This is a genomic window from Nitrosomonas sp. H1_AOB3, assembly GCF_015709435.1.
Classification (GTDB): domain Bacteria; phylum Pseudomonadota; class Gammaproteobacteria; order Burkholderiales; family Nitrosomonadaceae; genus Nitrosomonas; species Nitrosomonas europaea.
Genome location: NZ_CP054389.1, coordinates 2772576 through 2791509, shown reverse-complemented (window position 1 = coordinate 2791509; position 18934 = coordinate 2772576). Strand labels below are relative to the sequence as shown.

At 50.0% G+C, this 18934-nt stretch carries 13 protein-coding genes; 5 read left to right on the top strand and 8 right to left on the bottom strand.

Annotated features, from left to right (window positions below; genetic code table 11):
• Positions 1–37: 37 nt before the first annotated feature.
• From HRU73_RS13085 to HRU73_RS13075, 3 genes are all read left to right on the top strand, one after another.
• Positions 38–1255 (top strand): polysaccharide export protein, encoded by a 1218-nt coding sequence (locus HRU73_RS13085; protein WP_011112766.1) that lies wholly within the window; start codon positions 38–40, stop codon positions 1253–1255.
• 173 nt (positions 1256–1428) lie between these two features.
• Positions 1429–3657 (top strand): polysaccharide biosynthesis tyrosine autokinase, encoded by a 2229-nt coding sequence (locus HRU73_RS13080; protein WP_041356861.1) that lies wholly within the window; start codon positions 1429–1431, stop codon positions 3655–3657.
• Positions 3654–5276, top strand: a complete 1623-nt coding sequence (locus HRU73_RS13075; protein ID WP_287398918.1) for an MraY family glycosyltransferase — start codon at positions 3654–3656, stop codon at positions 5274–5276. The genes HRU73_RS13080 and HRU73_RS13075 overlap by 4 nt, the downstream gene beginning before the upstream one ends.
• A gap of 18 nt (positions 5277–5294) precedes the next feature.
• On the opposite strand, the gene HRU73_RS13070 is transcribed toward HRU73_RS13075, so the two are convergent.
• The 3 genes from HRU73_RS13070 to smc form a co-directional block, all read right to left on the bottom strand.
• The gene (locus HRU73_RS13070) at positions 5295–5531 is read right to left on the bottom strand and encodes a CDGSH iron-sulfur domain-containing protein (RefSeq protein WP_287398917.1); all 237 of its coding nucleotides are present in this window, start codon (positions 5529–5531) and stop codon (positions 5295–5297) included.
• A 36-nt stretch (positions 5532–5567) separates the two neighbouring features.
• Positions 5568–6701 carry a cell division protein ZipA gene (locus HRU73_RS13065; RefSeq protein ID WP_287398916.1) on the bottom strand — a complete coding sequence of 378 codons (1134 nt, stop codon included), beginning with the start codon at positions 6699–6701 and terminating at the stop codon, positions 5568–5570.
• 68 nt (positions 6702–6769) lie between these two features.
• Entirely contained in the window at positions 6770–10297 is a 3528-nt protein-coding gene (gene smc / locus HRU73_RS13060; protein ID WP_287398915.1) for a chromosome segregation protein SMC, read from the bottom strand.
• Positions 10298–10384: 87 nt separating this feature from the next.
• On the opposite strand from smc, the gene queF reads away from it, so the two are divergent.
• Positions 10385–10804, top strand: a complete 420-nt coding sequence (queF, locus tag HRU73_RS13055) for a preQ(1) synthase (RefSeq protein ID WP_287398914.1) — start codon at positions 10385–10387, stop codon at positions 10802–10804.
• 45 nt (positions 10805–10849) lie between these two features.
• Entirely contained in the window at positions 10850–12238 is a 1389-nt protein-coding gene (gene fumC, locus HRU73_RS13050; protein WP_276679676.1) for a class II fumarate hydratase, read from the top strand.
• A 585-nt stretch (positions 12239–12823) separates the two neighbouring features.
• On the opposite strand, the gene HRU73_RS13045 is transcribed toward fumC, so the two are convergent.
• From HRU73_RS13045 to HRU73_RS13025, 5 genes are all read right to left on the bottom strand, one after another.
• Positions 12824–14065: an EAL and HDOD domain-containing protein gene (locus HRU73_RS13045; RefSeq protein ID WP_287398913.1), complete on the bottom strand. Its 1242-nt coding sequence runs from the start codon at positions 14063–14065 to the stop codon at positions 12824–12826.
• 6 nt (positions 14066–14071) lie between these two features.
• Positions 14072–14890, bottom strand: coding sequence for a GGDEF domain-containing protein (locus HRU73_RS13040; protein WP_276818751.1), 819 nt, complete (start codon positions 14888–14890; stop codon positions 14072–14074).
• A gap of 301 nt (positions 14891–15191) precedes the next feature.
• The gene (locus HRU73_RS13035) at positions 15192–17579 is read right to left on the bottom strand and encodes a GspE/PulE family protein (RefSeq protein ID WP_287398912.1); all 2388 of its coding nucleotides are present in this window, start codon (positions 17577–17579) and stop codon (positions 15192–15194) included.
• Positions 17580–17591: 12 nt separating this feature from the next.
• The gene (locus tag HRU73_RS13030; RefSeq protein ID WP_011112775.1) at positions 17592–18356 is read right to left on the bottom strand and encodes a 3',5'-cyclic-nucleotide phosphodiesterase; all 765 of its coding nucleotides are present in this window, start codon (positions 18354–18356) and stop codon (positions 17592–17594) included.
• A gap of 86 nt (positions 18357–18442) precedes the next feature.
• The gene (locus HRU73_RS13025) at positions 18443–18868 is read right to left on the bottom strand and encodes a universal stress protein (RefSeq protein ID WP_011112776.1); all 426 of its coding nucleotides are present in this window, start codon (positions 18866–18868) and stop codon (positions 18443–18445) included.
• Positions 18869–18934 lie beyond the last annotated feature (66 nt).

The window sequence follows — 18934 nt, the reverse complement described above, 5'->3', positions numbered from 1 at the left end:
TGTGCACCTTAACCAAGGCCAGCAGACCCCTCCAAGTATGATCATCGCATTTACCAGATTCGGTCTTATTCTGCTGGTATTTTGCCAGCTTGCAGCCTGTACCATAATACCGGGCCAGCATATGAGCCCGTTCTCGCGTCAATCCAGTGTGGAAATGCCAACACGAGAAAATGACGAAGCCATTCTGGAAAAGCTCAACATTCAGACGATCAATGCTGAACTGATCATCGAGCTCGAGAAAAATTACAAAAACTTCAGCCTCGCCCCTGATAACGTTGCCAATCACTACTTCGATTATCGTATCGGCTCCAGCGCCATCAAGGGTACTCCCATGAAAAATGAGCCCTATACCCAATACCGGGTGGGGCCGAGAGATATTCTCAATATCACTGTCTGGGATCATCCTGAACTCACCATCCCAGCCGGAGAATTCCGCTCTGCCGAGGCTGCCGGAAATGTCGTCGGTGAAGATGGCACATTTTTCTATCCTTATGTCGGCATCGTGCAGGCTGCCGGGCGAACAGTCGAGGACATTCGCGAGGAACTGACCAGGAGACTTTCAAAATACATCGAATTTGTACAACTCGATGTGCGGGTAGCGTCCTACCGCAGCCAGCGGGTCTACGTAGTAGGCGAAGTTGCTCAACCTGGCGTTCAACTGGTCAGAGATATTCCCCTGACGGTACTGGAGGCCATCAACAATGCCGGTGGCGTAAACTCTGACGCGGATTTGCGCAATATCATCCTGACCCGGGATGACAAAACCTACAGTATCAACCTGCTTAGCCTGTATGAAGGGGGAGATGTTACCCAAAATGTTCTCCTCCGGCACGGCGATGTACTGAATGTGCCTGACAGCTCACTGAACAAAGTTTTCGTACTGGGAGAAACCAATCATTTCGTTGCTGGCGGTGCTATCGGCCGGTCACGCAGTCTGGTAATGAATAAGGCACGCATGACACTGACTGAAGCACTCAGTGAAGCCGGTGGCTTTGATCAGGAAACCTCCGATCCTGCCAGAATCTTCGTCTTCCGCGGAGGACTGGGTAAACCGGAAATCTATCATCTGAACGCAAAATCACCTGATGCCCTGCTTCTGGCTGACCGTTTCCCACTGCAACCCCGTGATGTCATCTATGTCGACCGGGCCGAAGGAATACGCTGGAACCAGATCATCGGACAAATTCAACCGACGATCAATCTGTTGAATGCATTCGATGGTGCACTGAGAGTTCAACCATTTCTGAGACGTTAGCACCAGTATCATTTCATCTTGTATCACTACACCGCTGTCAGGCCGACAGCATAAAGACATACAAAATTGAGGCATGGCTGTAACTGCACCACTGCTTCAACAAGAAGCTACCCTCCCCGAATCCTATAACTTATTTGTCATCTGATATGCCATCCGACTCATCGAGAAACCTTATGGAGCCCGTAACCAGCCAGGCCAATGACGAAATTGATCTGGGTGAATTGCTGGATGTACTGGCCGATAACAAAAAGCTGATTCTTGTCATCACATTCATCACCTGCCTTATCGGTGCTGCCATATCGTTTCTGAGCCGTCCGATCTATAAAGCAGACAGCTTGTTACAGATCAAGGAAAACAGCCAATCCATGGTGCAACAACTGGATTCGCTGTCAAATTTCTTCGAGACCAAAACTCCGGTACAAACCGAAATTGAGCTGATCAAATCCAGAATGATCTTAGGGAAAACGATCAGAAATCTGCACCTCGACATTGTTGCAATGCCTAAATTTTTCCCTCTTATAGGAAATGCAGTAGCCAGATGGCTTCAACGGTTCAATGGCAGCGACGTCCTGTCCAGCCCGCCATTTGGGTTATCGCATTATGCATGGGGGGGTGAAGCCATTCAGGTGGATACACTCGAAGTGCCTGAAAGCTGGAAAAATGAAGAAATCATTTTACAGGCGATCAATGAAAGCCAGTTCAAACTCATCTATCAGGACGAAGTCTTTCTTGAAGGTGAAGTCGGCAAGCTGGCTGTCAAGCAGCCGGAAGGCTATCTGCAGCCCGTCAAAATTTTTGTCACTTATCTGCAATCTCGCCCGGATACCATGTTCACTCTGACACGTCGCTCCAAAGGTGAAGCAATTCGGCGATTGAAGGAAGCTCTTTCCATTACAGAAATTGGCAAGGGTACCGGTATCCTTGAATTAGCCATTGAATCAGACGATCGGAAAGAAGCCGTTCGTATCGTCAATGAAATTGCCAACACCTATCTTCAGCAGAATGTCGAGCAGAAATCGGCAGAATCCCAGAAAACACTCGAATTCCTGGAGAAACAATTACCAGCACTCAAAGAACAATTGGAAACGGCCACCAGTGCACTAAACGATTACAGAATCCGCAAGGGCTCGATCAATCTTGACCTCGAAACGCAGAACATACTGACGGGAACAGTCGAACTGAATACTCAGGTTACGCTCCTGCAGCAAAAGCGGGATGAATTACGTCAGAAATTCACGGAATCTCATCCTAATGTCATTGCAATCGACAAGCAGATCAGCAGACTGCAGGCACAGATCAATGCTTTTGATAAGAAAATCGGAGGGTTACCAGAAACCCAGCAAATCATTCTGAGACTGTCACGAGATGTGGAAGTCAATGCTGAACTTTACACCACGCTGCTGAATCATGCCCAGACCATACGTGTTGCTAAAGCGGGCACAGTAGGTAATGTAAGAATCATTGATTACGCCATGCTGCCTGATCTTCCAATCAAACCCAGAAAAGTTCTGATCATGGGTGTTGCATTGATGGCAGGGCTTATGATGGGAATAATAATTACTTTTATTCGCAAATCACTCAGTTATGGTATAAAAGATCCCGGCATAATCGAAAAATCTTTAGGTATACCAGTTTATGCAACGGTCCAGTACAGCAAATATCAGAAACTAATCGAAAAGAAACTAAAAAGTGAACCAATATCGGGCAATCACCCTCCACTTTTATTGGCACTGGAAAACAAAGAAGATCTTGCGATGGAAAGTCTGCGCAGTTTGCGTACCACCCTGCACTTTGCGTTTCTGGAGGCACACAACAATATCGTCATGATTACCGGACCGAGCCCAGGGATCGGCAAAACGTTTGTTTCAGCGAATCTGGCCGTCACAATGGCAGATGCCGGCAAAAAGGTATTACTGATAGATGGAGATTTACGCCGGGGTAATATTCATAAACACATGCGCCTGAGCAGAGAAAATGGTCTCTCCGAACTGATCAGCCGATCAATCGATCTGAACGATGCGATCAAATCGATTCCACTGGCAGCTATCGATTTTATTCCGACCGGTAAAGTCCCGCCCAATCCGTCGGAATTATTGCTGCATGAACGCTTTGGTCAATTGTTGGAGACTGTCAGTAATCAATATGATCTGGTCATCATTGATTCGCCACCCATCCTGGCTGCCACCGATGCCGCCATCATCGGCCGTCTGGCCAGTGTCACCCTAATGGCAGTCAGAGCCGGAACTCACCCCCTACGGGAACTTGAACAGAGTGTAAAGAAACTTGTACAGGCGGGCGTGAATCTGAAAGGAGTGATATTCAATGGCATCCCTGAAACCTTGTCACGCCACAGATATGGTCAGTATGTATACCAGTACGATTACCGGAGTAAAAAACGATGAATGAACTCACCTCTACATTTTTCAGTATTTCTACAGACATAAGCCAACCAGTCAGGCCTGATCTTTCAGAACAAATTACTCTATTTACCATCAGTACAATACTGGCCGGCCTTATCATCCGGCTGGCAATTTCTCTGGCACATACTTACGGCATTCTGGATCGCCCGGGGCAGCACAAACAGCACAAGCACCTCACACCATTCGTAGGAGGGACCGGAATCTTCGCTGCCCTGCTCATCGCCCTCTGTTTTTTAATCGGCTATTATCCGGAACAATCAGTGAAGTGGCTGGGACTGGGGATCAGTTCCGCTATTATCTTTATCATGGGTTTTGCCGATGACATCCTTCAACTTCATTACAAAACACGTCTGATCGTACAAACTGTCGCCGTCCTGATCATGAATCTGGTAAGCGGGGTTGTATTGACTGATCTTGGTAGTATTTTCCCTGGCGGAATTCTGGCACTGGGAATTTTCGCCATACCTTTCACGCTCTTTGCCACTATTGGAGGCATCAACGCACTGAACATGATCGATGGAATAGATGGATTATCCGGTTCCTTAACATTAATGAGCCTGATACTACTCGGTTCAGCAGCGCTGATTGCCGACAATCAGCCCAACCTCATCATCATCATTGCGCTCACCGGTGGTACCATGGGATTTCTGTTTTTCAATCTCCGCTACAGGCTGCAACCCCGAGCAAGAGTATTTCTTGGTGATAACGGCAGTATGCTGTTGGGATTCGTGATTACCTGGCTTTTGATAGATCTTTCTCAAGGCAGCAATCGTGCCATGACACCCGTCACTGCTCTCTGGCTGTTCTCGGTCCCCCTGATGGATACCATTAGTATCATGCTGCGCCGAATCTGGCAGCACAAGTCACCATTTGAACCGGATCATAATCATTTACACCATATCCTTCTCAATGCTGGCTATCGTGTCAGCGATGTCATATTTGCCATTGTCTCAATACATTTGCTGTTTGGTCTGATCGGGCTCACCGGCCTGTATCTGGGAGTCAATGAGCTCACAATGCTCACGGGTTTTCTGCTGTTTTTTTCCGGGTATTTCTACCTGTCTCTCCATCCCTGGTACTTTATTACGGCCTTGCGCCAATTTCATACACTTTGGGGACTTACCCCGACACAAAGTCATGGTTTCTTCCTGGGCAGCTATACTCCCAAGGAAGCGGAAAACCTGGTCCGTATGCTTTCACAGGAACTGAGGCCCAGCATGGACTCACTGGTACATGTAATCAAAAATAAAGCCCCGTCATCAAGCGACGAAGACCAATACGCCGTCGTCGTCAATATACGTTTACTGGATGCAGATGTCAGAACAATAAAAGATAAAATCGAGAATTTCGTAATTTCAGCTCAGAAGCGCATAAACGAACGCTGCGGCATCCAGTTGCGTCCTTTTGTAGAACATAACCCGCGGAATGACAGAAGGATACAGAATCAAAGCAATCCTTCAGGAAATAAACGTGTGGCAGATCGGCGCAAACCCAACCAGAAACTGCTGGTATTTGAAGCAATGTTTGATCAGACTTCGATATCTAAGCGGAATTATCATCAGGAATCGGTAGAACCACCAATCAACCACAGTAATTCCTAAAGTTCCAATCTTCTTGATTCAGTCAGTACGGAAACAATCACAAAAAGGGATATTTTTTGTTTCCTTACAGACACAGAGCCAGACTGGACTGGTTTCTCTGACGACAAATACTACAGGATTCATCCCGGTCCCCCGGTGAGCACCATCACAAAATGGCTGTGACTGGCTGAGTCCACATCGGCACCAGTAATACCGTTTATTGGCTTCCAATTGAACCCGGATCGGAAATCTGGATTTCGTCCCGGATTCATCCACGGTTCGACTCCGACTGACGAGTTACGGGTGGTACTGTCAGTCAAACAGATTCAACGCTGTCTCACTACCCGCAGCAATATTACGCACTGCCATGTTGGACTGGATATCGGCCAATCGCTGCCGGCTTCTTTTCACACCGTTCTCGCTTAACGGCACCCTGTTGTCATCAACCAGAATACCGTTCAGTGTCGATGAAAAAAGTCTGGCAATATGCGCCATCTGGTCAAATACTCTTTCACCATTTGCGACTCTGGGAACATCCAGCAGAAAAGTGATGCCGTGGGTAGTCAGTGTTCGCATGTTGGCAGGCAAAAATGGGGCCGACTCAAAATTGCCCAGTGAAAACATTACCTCATTAGTTTCACTGTCACGATATTTGAACACACCGTCGGATTCCAGCCGGAAGCCGGAAGCTTCTGCCAGCGCGCGAATCTTGGTCCCGACAAAGGCACCACCATCCTTGCTGATGATATTGATCCCCATGATCACATCGACATCGGCACAGAATTTATCCAGATCAATTGCTCTGGCATGTGCTTCTGAAATATCGGGACATTCGACTTCCGCCTGAACCTGTGCGGAAAAATCTTCAGCCATATCACGAAATCTCGACAGATTGATTTCAGTGACCGGTCCGGAACGATCCGCAAGCTGCAAACATCCTTTTAACTGGATATAAGTATTCCTGGGGCTGAGCGTATCGAGCGAGATTTCCTCCCACGACTGCCCTTCTTGCAGACCGAACCAGCGTACTGGCTTGCCGTAGTCAAACTTCTGCTGCAGCAGATCAATCAGCTTCTCGTGGGGGATGGGTGAACTGGCGCGGATATCAGCAATGTAATTGATCATGCTGTCGATACCGGCCGTTTTCCTCTGCACACCAGGCTCTTTTGCTGGCTGATCATCCGCGATTTGCCGATCAACCGGGGTATTGGCAGAACCCACAGCAGCATCCGGTATTGATGGCGCTTCATCACCAAATTGCGGCTCGATCCGCCCACTGCCGAACACTGGTTTACGCTCATCATTCAGCAGAACATCATCGTGCTCGTGCCTGAATACATTCTGGACCTTGCGATGATAGCGTGCCAGCTGAATTCTGTTGAATATGACGACACCGACAATAATGACTGCACCGATAATAACCAGACTGATCTGCAAATCACTCATAAACTGTTATCCCCCTTTGGCACGATTATAATCGTTCTGCACGCACTCAAGTAGTTCATCAACGAATATCAGACACTTGCGGGCAAATCCCCGGCGGCCATGATTTTACCGATATCCACCGTCACCACCCGGGAAACTCCCTGCTCGCGCATGGTTACACCGATCAACTGCTGCGCCATCTGCATGGTAATTTTGTTGTGGCTGATGAAAAGAAACTGAGTCTCTCCGGACATACGCTTGACAAGCTCACAAAAACGTACCGAATTACTGTCATCCAGCGGCGCATCCACCTCGTCCAGCAGACAGAACGGTGCAGGATTCAGCCGGAACAATGAAAATACCAGCGCCAGTGCCGTCAATGCTTTTTCCCCGCCAGAAAGCAGATGGATGGAACTATTCCGCTTACCCGGCGGATGAGCATTCAATTGCACACCTGCATCCAGAATATCCTCACCACTCAACACCAGCTCCGCAACCCCTCCACCAAAAATGGAAGCAAATAACCCGGCAAGATTCTGATTGACCTGATCGAATGTTTCCTGCAAACGCTCCCGGGTTTCACGGTCGATCTGACGAATGGCCTGCTCCAGTGTCGTAATGGCTTCACGTAAATCATGAAATTGTTCTTCGAGATGAATCCGGCGTGATTTCAATGCCTCCAGCTCCTGTAACGCTGCCAGGTTGACCGGCCCGAGAGCAGTGACCTCCCCGGTAAGCCGGTTGATACGTGTTTGCAGTTTTGCTGGCGATTCATTGACGAACTGCGGCACCATTTCCAGCATAGTTTCACCTGATTCCGCCAGCTTGTCTGCAAACCGGGCTTCGGTCATTTCCGCTTCCTGCTCACGGAGCCGCGCCTGACCAACCGCCTCACCACATTCTTGCAGCCGTTGTTCAGCATACATCCGGGCCTGTTCCATTTCCCGCAATGTATCGTCCATATTTTCCAGCTCGTGCCGAACTGCCATCAGCGCCTGTTCATGCTGATCGCGCTGTATCTGCCAATGTACTGTATCTGCCGTCAGTGTCGATTCATCCAGATCAGCGCGAGCGTGCTGCAACTTTTGCATGTTTTCAGTCAGGACGACGCTGTTCCGGGTAATCATACCGATACGCCGTTCACAATCGATGACTCGGTTCTGACAATCCTGCTCACCGAAAGCCATTTCATGTAACCTGTCCGATAAACGCTGCACCAGTGATCGCTGTGATGCCAGTGCCTGCCCGGATGTCTGGCAGGCAGATTCTGCCTGATTTACCTGAGCTTCCAGCTCTACTCTTTCCGCCTCACACACAACGAGCTCTGTTTCCGCCTGCTGTTTCTGTGATGATTCTTCTTCGATCTGCACTGCCAGATCAGCCAGTTCGATTTCAAGTTGAGCCTGCTGTTGCGCCACACGCTCGATTTGCTGTGTCAACCGTACGATCTGTATTTGCCGGTCGTGCTGCTGCGTTCTGATTTCTTCGATCACCTTACGAAGTTGTACGATATCCGCCGCGATCTGCCGATCATCCTGCTCCACCGCAGCCAGCGCCTGCTGCCGGGATAAAACAGACTGCCCGATTTGTTCGCATTCTTCCCTGATTTGAGCAATTTCGCGCTGACGCTGCAAGATACCATGCACTGCAGAATCAGGCGCAAAGTAGCTTACTCCGCAACTGGTTATACTGTGTCCTTCCGCTGTTACCAGCATCTCTCCGCTGGTAAGCAGCGATCTGTCAGCCAGCGCAGCTGTCAGGCTGTCGGTGACGAATACACCGTGCAGCCAGTTTCCCAGCACGGCCTGCACCGCCGGGCTGCGGCAACTCAGTAATGTACTGAGTGGCTTCCATGTTCGTTGATCCGTGTCATTGCTCACTGGTCGATCCGGCACGAGTTCGCACACGGCCCATTTTGCCGATGGCCGCTGTGCTTCCCACTCCAGCATCTGTTCCAACCGGTCCACGGTAACTGCCTGGATACGCTCGCGCAGCACGGCTTCCAGCGCCGTTTCCCAGCCTGATTCAATCGAAATCTGCTGCCACAGCCTCGGCAACAGATTCAACTGAAGTCTGGCCATCCACGCATTCAACTCCTGGTTATCTTCGATCTGATCCTGCAAGCGTTGCAGAACATCACACCGGGCATTTGCCCGAGCCATATCCCGCTCGAGCGACTGAATGATTTGCAGGATCGCGTCACGTTCCTGCTGTACGGTATACGCCTGCGTTTCCAGTGTGCTGAATGAATGCTGCTTCTGCTCCAGCATGGCAGCAAACTCCGCAGATTCCATCTGCAACTCATCCAGTTGCACCGGATCGATCTCCGGCTGGCTCGACTGCTCTTCCAGCAGGCGTTCGCGACGCGCCATCAGCTGATGCAACGTTTTTTCGGCATACGCCTGCTGGTTTTGCAGCAATTTCTCATTCTGTCTGGCCAGCGCCAGCTTTTCCCGCAACCCGATCAACCGCACCTGGTCCACTTGCGCAGCCGATTCCATTTGCGGCAGCTTCCCGGCTTCCACGATATGTTCCTCTTTGCAGGACAAGTGACAATTTTTCGCCTGCTCCAGTTTATCCTGCCAGGACGTCAGGTTTTCGTTGACTTCATTCAGTTGCTGCTCGTGGTTCTGCAGTTGCAGTTCAGCTTCAGCAAGCTGACGATCGAGCTGCTCTCTGTTTGCACGAATATGCCGGATGTTTTGTTCGATACGCGCAATTTCACCATTGGCAGCATACAACGCTCCCTGAATCTGATGCTGACGATCATTCACCACCCGGTGGTACAGGCGCAACTCATCCAGCTTTTCGCCTGTTTCTTGCATACCGGATCGGATGGTTTCCATTTCCTGCACCAAGCGTTCAACCTCTACCTGTGCCTGGTGTCGTGATTCGGCGGCCTGCTGCTTATGCAACGTCCAGAGTGTATGTTGCGCGGCAGTCAACTGCCTATGCAAATCCTGATAACGGACCGCACATTCCGCCTGTGCTTCAAGATGCTGCTGCTGTTTGTCCAGCTCTTCGAGAATATCGTCCACACGCTGCAGGTTGCCACGTGCATCAGCCAGGCGCAGCCCGGTTTCATGGCGCTTTTCGTGGTATCGGGTAATGCCGGCCGCTTCTTCGAGAAAAATGCGCAGCTCCTGCGGCCTGGCCTCGATAATGCGGGAAATCATCCCCTGTTCGATGATGGCGTAACCGCGCCCGCTGACACCCGTTCCCAGGAACATGTCGGTGATATCCCGCCGGCGCACATGAATATTATTGATGTAATAGGATGATTCCCCATCGCGCTGAATCACGCGCCTGATGGCTATTTCACTGTAGGATTTCCACTGGCCCGCCGCTTTGCCCGAGCTGTTATCGAATACCAGTTCGACACTGGCCCGGCCGATCGGCTTGCGCGTGGCGGATCCGTTGAAAATCACATCCTGCAGTGACTCTCCCCGTAATGCTGAGGCGCGTGATTCCCCCAGCACCCAGCGTACCGCATCGATGACATTGGATTTGCCGCAACCATTCGGCCCAACGATTCCGACCAGATTCCCCGGTACAGGCACCACCGCAGGATCGACGAATGTTTTGAAACCGGCCAGTTTGATTTCGGTCAGACGCAATTTGGAAGGTAACAGGTTATAATTTTGAGCTAACTGGTTATTCTAAATGATTTAGAAAAACCAGGAACTGAAAGAACCAAGGAAACCATGACCACACAGCCTTCAAAACAACTGGAAACCTTCGAAAATCCCGTCCAGACACGTGATTACCGGATTCACATGGAAATACCGGAATTTACCTGCCTCTGCCCCAAAACTGGACAGCCGGATTTTGCACGACTGACGCTGGATTATATTCCCGACAAAAAATGTATCGAACTCAAGAGTCTCAAGCTCTACATCTGGTCATACCGTGATGAAGGCGCTTTCCACGAAGCAGTGACCAACCGGATTCTGGATGATCTGGTGGCCGCCATGAAACCCCGTTTTATCCGGCTGACTTCGAAATTCTATGTGCGCGGGGGTATTTTCACCAATGTCGTCGCGGAACATCGTAAGAAAGGATGGCAGCCCCAGCCACCAGTATTACTCGAAGCATTTGAACAGCAATTCAATACCCACGGCTGATCATTCTTTTCCACAAAACCCGCTAACTTTTTCTGGAAAACTACCATGGACCAGTATCGCGAAGAACATGATGCAATAGGCACAGTACAGGTGCCTGCCAGCGCCCTTTGGGGTGCGCAGACACAGCGATCGCTCAACAACTTCAATATCTCGGGCGAACGCATGCCGTCAGCTCTGATCCACGCACTGGCGCTGGTCAAACGCGCCGCTGCCAGTATCAATCATGATCTGGGATTACTGGACGAGAACATCGCCCGGGCAATCATCACCGCTGCCGATGAAGTGCTGGCAGGAGAACACGCCGGCGAATTTCCGTTGGTAGTTTGGCAAACCGGTTCCGGCACACAAACCAATATGAACATGAACGAGGTGCTGGCCAACCGCGCTTCGGAAATTCTGGGCGGTACACGGGGCAAAGGTCGCAAGGTGCACCCTAACGACCATGTCAACAAAGGACAATCTTCCAATGACGTTTTTCCCACTGCCATGCACATTGCTGCCGTGGAAGCCATCCGCAACCGGTTGATTCCGGCACTGGAAGCACTACGTAAAACATTATCTTCCAAATCGGCAGCATTTTCGGATATCGTCAAGATCGGCCGCACACATTTGCAGGATGCCACCCCGCTTACACTGGGGCAGGAATTTTCAGGCTATGTTTCACAGCTCGATCATGGCCTGGCTCATCTCGAATCTGCGCTGCCGCATCTGCTCGAACTGGCGCTGGGGGGGACAGCCGTAGGTACCGGTCTCAACACCCATCCGGAATTTGCACGCCGTGTCGCGGCAGAAATTGCACGCCTCAGCGGCTATCCTTTTATAACAGCTGCCAATAAATTTGAGGCACTGGCCGCGCATGATGCACTGGTCCATGCGCATGGGGTGCTGAAAACACTGGCAGCTATACTGATCAAAATTGCCAATGACGTCCGCTGGCTGGCATCCGGCCCGCGTTGCGGTATTGGTGAAATCCTTATCCCGGAGAACGAACCCGGCAGTTCGATCATGCCCGGAAAAGTCAATCCTACCCAATCGGAAGCAGTTGTCATGCTTGCCTGTCAGGTCATGGGCAATGATGTTGCAATCAATCTGGGAGGCGCCATGGGAAATTTCGAACTCAATACCATGAAACCACTGATCATTCACAATTTTTTACAAAGTACACGTTTGCTCGCAGATGGTGCAGAAAGCTTCAACACCCATTGCGCAGCCGGTATTACGGCCAATACAGTACGAATCAAGCAGCATTTACAGGAGTCTCTGATGCTGGTAACCGCGCTCAACCCTCACATTGGTTACGACAAAGCAGCAGAAATAGCCAAAAAAGCCCATCATGAAATGCTGACATTAAAAGAAGCCGCAATCAGGCTGGGTTATGTCACCGCAGAACAATTCGATGTATGGGTTGACCCACAAAAAATGACAAAGGTGTGAAAAAGAAGAATTGCTTAAGAAGGAGGAAGAGGAAAACTTACTGAGAGTTACTGAGCCCGTACGGATAAGGCAGCAATTTTAACAAAATCGGCTTCCCAAAAAACAAGGCAACCTGGACCCAACGGGACCCAGATTGCCTGAATATGGTACAAGGGGTAAATATTAGTATTTGCCGCCGATTCCACCGAACCAGATTATAGCTCCGATTACAATAAAAGCCGCTGTACTAACCAAAATTACTTTCCATGCTCCACTATTTTTTTCGATTTCTCTCTGGGTTGTCGCTGCATCACTGTATCCCATGCTTTATCCTCCTAATATAGTTAAACTCTTTATCCTGCCTCGGATAAACTCCCATTCGCGCGGGAAACGGACGGTGACTTTTTAGTCCAAGTACCCGGCATTACTCACTTTATGTACCTTCTTACCTCTACAAACCCATAAAGCTGAAGATGATTCTAACCCAGATTTTTTTACAATGGAAGTAACTATTTTAGTAACAACACGACCTAACCGGGCCTGAGGATTGTGCTCCACGTACATGGCTATCATGCAGGAAGAACTCAACAGACAAACCCGCATCGATCAGGATGAGGCCAGCCGATTGATATGGTTGGCCCAATCCAGAGCATCGAGCTCTGCTTTTACCAGATCAGGCTGATCAAGAAATTCGAGTTCCGCCATGGCTTTCTCGACCTGTTCTGCATTTCCTTTTTCTCTGGCTTCGATCAGCCGCAGCTTACAACCAAGCCGACCTTCACGATGCACCAGGGCACGAATCACTTCATCCGGCATTTCCAGCTTATCCACGATCTGCTGAATTTCCATACTAAACAGCGTGTCCAGCAAAGACATTATCCCGGTCATGAAAGCTCGATCCTGGTAATTTTTGTCATGCGGGCGATCAATGGTTGCAATCAGTTCCATCAGTCTTCCACGGATAGCTGCGGTTTGCATCAGCGCATTGGCCTCGTTCAGTTCTCCGGAAGGATCCGCAGCATACAGCAGTAACTGAACCCACCTTTTCAAAGGCCGGTAACCCATCGCGATGATAGCCTGCCGTATGGAACCGATTTTCTGCGGCAATGCTGCCGCTACCGAATTGACCATCCGCAAAAGACTGTAACTCAAACCCGGTTCATGCTTGAGCAGCTGTTCTATTTCCTCGATCTCCGCATCGCGCATCACCAGCGACAGCAATCGCAGAAGAGATAATCTTCCGGATTCGATCTTGCCACCGGAAACAATTACCGGCCTGGCAAAAAAATAACCTTGAAACATCTCGAACCCCAAGTCCATGCACATTCTGGCACGTTCTGGGCTATCCACTTTCTCTGCCAGCGGGATGACCGGCCATGCTCTCAGTTTCTGGATCAAGTCGCTGATTTCATTATCAGTCAGCGCCAGCACATCAACCTTGACCACATTGATGATCGGAAGCAATGGTCCGATTCTGTCATCAATCCGGATCACATCATCCAGCGCAAGCTGGTATCCCATCTGTTTCAGCTCGATACAACGCTGCACTACTTCAGGTGTGGCAGAAATCGTTTCCAGCAGTTCCAGCACCACATGTTTACTGGGCAGCAACAAAACTGCATCATCCAGAAGCAGCTCATGGTTGACGTTGATGAATCCGCGCAGATTACCCAGCACCTGCTGAATCCCGAGGTGACCGTACACATTCACCACTACATTGGCAGAAGCACGGAAACCATCCGAAACATTTGCCTGATTATCCTCTGTTGTCCGGAACAGGAGCTCATAGGCAACCAGATTCTGATTACGATCCAGAATCGGCTGCTTGCCCAGAAAAATATTCTCCATTAAATGTCACTCATTAACAGGTGTAATCATTACGCGGCTCTTACCGGATTGCTTAGCCTGATAAAGTGCCTCATCCGCACGTTTGAGCAAAGACTTCTGACCTTCGCGAAACTGCCGGGAAACAACGCCCCCGCTAAAGGTCACCGGAACGGAATTACCCTCCATATCCGATAATACTTTCCTGGAAAAGTTATTCTGCAGACGCTGCATCACCCAGACTGCCGATTCCAGCGTGGTATCCGGCAGCAGTACGACAAATTCTTCGCCGCCATAACGAGCGACCACATCACTTGGCCGTAATGATTTCTTTGCAACCGTCACAAAATGAACCAGAACATCATCACCAAACTGATGACCATAGGTATCATTGATCTGCTTGAAGTCATCCAAATCAAGCATAACCGCACACAGTGTGTTCTCGTTTCGGTCAGCACGCGCCGCCTCTCGCACATAAACAGCATCCAGGCCACGCCGATTGAATGCGCCAGTCATGGGATCGTAATGTATCAGCTCCCGCAGTTGCTCCAGCTCCAGTTTGAGTGATTCGATCTGCTTTTCTGCAAGCCGTACCTGTTCCTGCGCACTATATACCTCATTGCTGTAACGCAGATTCCGGGTTTCTCCCAGCACGGTATCCAGAATATTGATAATCTCGTTTACATCACTGGTCTCCCGGATACGACGCGCGTACTGCTCGACCTGTTGACCGTACTCATCTGCACCGGCCACCGGATTCCGGCCTTTTACCGTCCCCCTCGCCCTCTTCTTACTGGCAGTCGAAGATTTGACCAGCTGTAATATCTTTTTGTCATCTGAAATCTGCATGATTATCCTCCTGAAACTTCACTGCAATCGTCGTAATCACCCGGAAATATCCGGAAGGCTGCCTGGGGAGCACCATTGTGAGCCTGGAAGAACATCATCCCGAAGCATGCATTCTGCATCAGCAAGACTAGCAGAATCTATTCAAAGCAAAAGAAGGAATTAGGGGAAAACCACGCCGGTTATCCAGCCATGCTGCAGGCCAGACATTCATGGCTACCAGCAGGACAAGAGCAGGAACCGGTTGTACTGAAATTGCCAGATCAGGGTATGTTCACACTAACAAAACACTATTGTCACGACATCATTTGATACACACCGCCCGCACCTGATGAATGTCGGTAATTCCCTGCAACACTTTTTCTATCCCGTCCTGTTTCAGGGTACGCATACCGTCATGCAATGCGGTTACCAGCATTTCAGCAACACGTGCGTGTTCCTGTATATTTTTCTTGAGTGCGTCAGTGGCAGTCAGCAATTCATGCAAACCCACCCGGCCGGCATAGCCCGTTTGTGTACAGTGCTCACAACCAACTGGCTCATACAGGGTAATCTGCCCGTTTTCATCGCCATACTGCTGAACCCAGCGAGATTCGATTTCACGGCAGGCTGCATCAGGATCGGCCTTGAAGCTCCCGATATTCTTCAGTTCTTCACAATACTCTACCAGCAGCGCGCGAATTTCCTCCCGACTGGCCACGTGAGGTTTTTTACATTTGCACAGTCGCTTGGCCAGACGTTGCGCCAGAATCCCGAGCAACGCATCAGCAAAATTGAACGGATCCATGCCCATATCCAGCAAACGGATGATGGATTCGGGTGCACTGTTGGTGTGCAGGGTTGCGAAAACCAGATGTCCGGTAAGCGAAGCCTCGATGCCGATACTGGTTGTTTCCTTGTCACGCATTTCACCCACCATGATGATATCGGGGTCTGCCCGCAGAAAGGATTTCATGATCGTGGCGAATGTCAGGCCGGCTTTCGGGTTGATCTGCACCTGACGCAACCCTTTCTGCGTAATTTCAACCGGATCCTCCGCCGTCCAGATCTTGGTTTCCGGCCGGTTCAGATATTTGAGAATGAAATGCAGCGTCGTCGTTTTACCGGAACCCGTCGGGCCGCAGACGAAGAACAGCCCGTAAGGCTTACTGATGATCGATTTCAGCCGTTCCAGGTTGAAGGAGGTAAATCCCATTTTCTCCAGTGGAATCGGCTCACCAGCCGCCAGAATACGCATCACTACGTCTTCCACACCGCCAGCCGAAGGAATCGTCGCGACCCGAAGCTCGATATCAAGAGGCGCAAACTTGCGAAACTTGATCTTGCCATCCTGCGGTTTACGCTTTTCTGAAATATCGAGATCACACATGATCTTGATACGGGTCACCAGCGGATTGCGATAACTGGCAGGAATTTCGATATAGGGCATCAGTGAACCATCCTTGCGGAAGCGAATACTGGTTTTCCCCTTACCCGGCAAGGGTTCGACATGAATATCCGAAGCACCTGTTTTATAGGCATCCATGATGATGCGGTTGACCAGTTTGACCAGTTCGTTATCCGCCGCAGCGGAAGCTTCATCCGTATCAGTCTCTCTGGTTTCTTCCCCGCCATCGCCCTCACCCAGATTGGAAAGCATTTCATCGATGCTGCCACCCAGATTCTCGGTTTCATTACCGCCATAAAACAGATCCAGCATGGCCTGAAATTCACGCCGGGTACAAACTGCGTAGATGATCTTACGCTTTGGAAAAATCTGGTTGACGATACGTAATGCTCTGATACGTTCGGGATCCAGGGTTAGCACCATCAACCCTTCAGTTCCATCATCAATCGGCAGCCAACTGTTGCTCTCGACAAATTCACGTTTGAGATTCTTGAGCAGGTCCATCGGCTTGATCCGATCCGGCCGGTATCGTTCATATCTCACGCCAAAGAAGACAGCCAGTGCCTCGCCCACCTGCGTCACACTGATGCCGAATTCATCGATCAGCACATCTTCCAGATCGCGGCCTGTTTCACGCGCCTGCCTGGTTGCCAGCTCAAACTCACTGGCACTGATCAAGGCATTGACGATCAACTGATCATAACGGGTTCTGCCCAGTAACTGCTGCATCTGGCGCTGCCTGATGGCGACTGCCAACGCCTGGCAGATTTCACTCAATTCATCCACAACCCTTTGCGAGAAAGGTTCATCGGCCTTGTTGTTGATGAGCTGCACCACACCCAGCAGATCGTTATCACCGGCATTCAGAATCGGTACCACAAGCATCTGTTTGGTCCGGTAGCCGGTCCGCTTGTCCACTTCCTGCAAGAAACGCAGATATTCACTCTGTTCCCTGAGCTCACACCGATCATAAACATCTCTGAAATTGACGGCTTGTTTGTGCAGCCCCACAAAGCCGGCAATACTGTGTTCGTTGATGGGCAGTTTCAGATTCTGCCAGGAATCCAGTCCGGTTTTAACACGTGACGTAAGACTGGTTTTATCGTCACCGAGGGTATAGACCGTCAGGCGATCCGCGTTGAAAATCTCGCAGATATCCCGGCTCGTTTCGAATATGATTTCATCAACATTTCCCGCCGCCTGAATCCTGTCAATCACAGATTGCAAACGCCCGGCAGAATCCGACGGAATCCCATTGCCTGGGATGATGCCGGAACCGGCTTCAGAAGCCAGAGATATGCTCATATTCACTCTATCCTAGAATTCAAATATCTGATTACTCATCAATCTGCGCAGATCAAAACGGCTGATTCTGGCAAGAATTTCCTGCATGGTCAGCTCTGCTTCCCCCTGACGCAGATGGGTAATGTATATTTCGGCATCATGCTGCAGTTTATTCAGTTCATCTGCGAGCAAGGCAGGATAGAAATGTCCGGAACGCCTCGCGATGTCATGTTTGACATCACTGAAGGCAGATTCGATGATCAGATAGCGTAGGTTGGTAATCCGGTTGATAGCTTCCCATAATCCATCATTGGCAGTGGTATCACCGGTAAATACCAGACTGGCCTGACCGGAATCAAGCTGAAAGCCCACAGCCGGAACAGCATGGCAAGCCGGCAGCGGTGTAATTCTGCGCGAACCCAGCACTATAGTCTCACCCACCGCAAATGGCTGGTAACGCATATAGGGGCGGACGGCATCAGGGATACGGGAAAAATCCGGCCAGACATGCCAGTTGAAAATGTGCTTCTGCAGACATTCCAATGTTGCAGGCAGAGCATGCACGATCAGCGGACGATCACGCAGACTGCCAGTCGTGTCGACCAGAAAAGGAATGAATGCAATATGATCCAGGTGGGAATGCGTGACGAATACATGATCGATTTTCAGCAGATCATCCAACGCGAGCGTGCCGACTCCGGTGCCGGCATCGATCAGAATATCCTCGTCCAGCAGCATTGCGGTGGTATGAGAATTACTCCCTATTCCACCGCCACAGCCCAATACTTTTAATTTCAAATTGATGAACCCTCCACCCCGGATTTAACGGCAACCGCCGGCAGATCATTTGCTTTAACAGATGGAGGATTACGATGGATTTCCTGCTATTTGAGCAACAAAACCGGAACAGTCGAAAGCTGGATCAGTTTGCTGGCAACCGAGCCAAGCAACAAACCCTTGACCGCACCCAATCCGCGCGGACCGATAACGACCTGGTCACACTGTATTTCCTCGGCAAATTGCAGGATCATGGTCACCACTTCCCCCACGACGATATGGTGCCGGTAGGCAACCCCCTTTTCTTCCAGATAGCCGCGAGCCTGCTGCAGATTTCTAAGACCTTCCTCGCGGTAATAATCACCAATCTCTTCCTTGCTGACAAACATGGAAACATTACCGGTCAGCGGCATCCGCACGTTCAGCAGGTGAATCTCCGGTTTTTCACGATACCAGTCGAGCCTTTTCACAAACTCCTCGATCGCCCGTCCGGAAGCTTCAGAACCATCGACCGGCAGTAACATTTTTAACATAAGGCACCTCTCTTTCACGTGTGTTTCATCACAGACTATGTTTTAGCGGGATCAACCCGTTGCCTC

Bases quoted from the DNA above. Each gene is read 5' to 3' on its own strand.
- HRU73_RS13085 (WP_011112766.1), top strand. From the start codon at position 38: ATGATCATCGCATTTACCAGATTCGGTCTTATTCTGCTGGTATTTTGC.
- HRU73_RS13080 (WP_041356861.1), top strand. From the start codon at position 1,429: ATGGAGCCCGTAACCAGCCAGGCCAATGACGAAATTGATCTGGGTGAA.
- HRU73_RS13075 (WP_287398918.1), top strand. From the start codon at position 3,654: ATGAATGAACTCACCTCTACATTTTTCAGTATTTCTACAGACATAAGC.
- HRU73_RS13065 (WP_287398916.1), bottom strand. From the start codon at position 6,701: ATGAGTGATTTGCAGATCAGTCTGGTTATTATCGGTGCAGTCATTATT.
- queF (WP_287398914.1), top strand. From the start codon at position 10,385: ATGACCACACAGCCTTCAAAACAACTGGAAACCTTCGAAAATCCCGTC.
- fumC (WP_276679676.1), top strand. From the start codon at position 10,850: ATGGACCAGTATCGCGAAGAACATGATGCAATAGGCACAGTACAGGTG.
- HRU73_RS13045 (WP_287398913.1), bottom strand. From the start codon at position 14,065: ATGGAGAATATTTTTCTGGGCAAGCAGCCGATTCTGGATCGTAATCAG.
- HRU73_RS13040 (WP_276818751.1), bottom strand. From the start codon at position 14,890: ATGCAGATTTCAGATGACAAAAAGATATTACAGCTGGTCAAATCTTCG.
- HRU73_RS13035 (WP_287398912.1), bottom strand. From the start codon at position 17,579: ATGAGCATATCTCTGGCTTCTGAAGCCGGTTCCGGCATCATCCCAGGC.
- HRU73_RS13025 (WP_011112776.1), bottom strand. From the start codon at position 18,868: ATGTTAAAAATGTTACTGCCGGTCGATGGTTCTGAAGCTTCCGGACGG.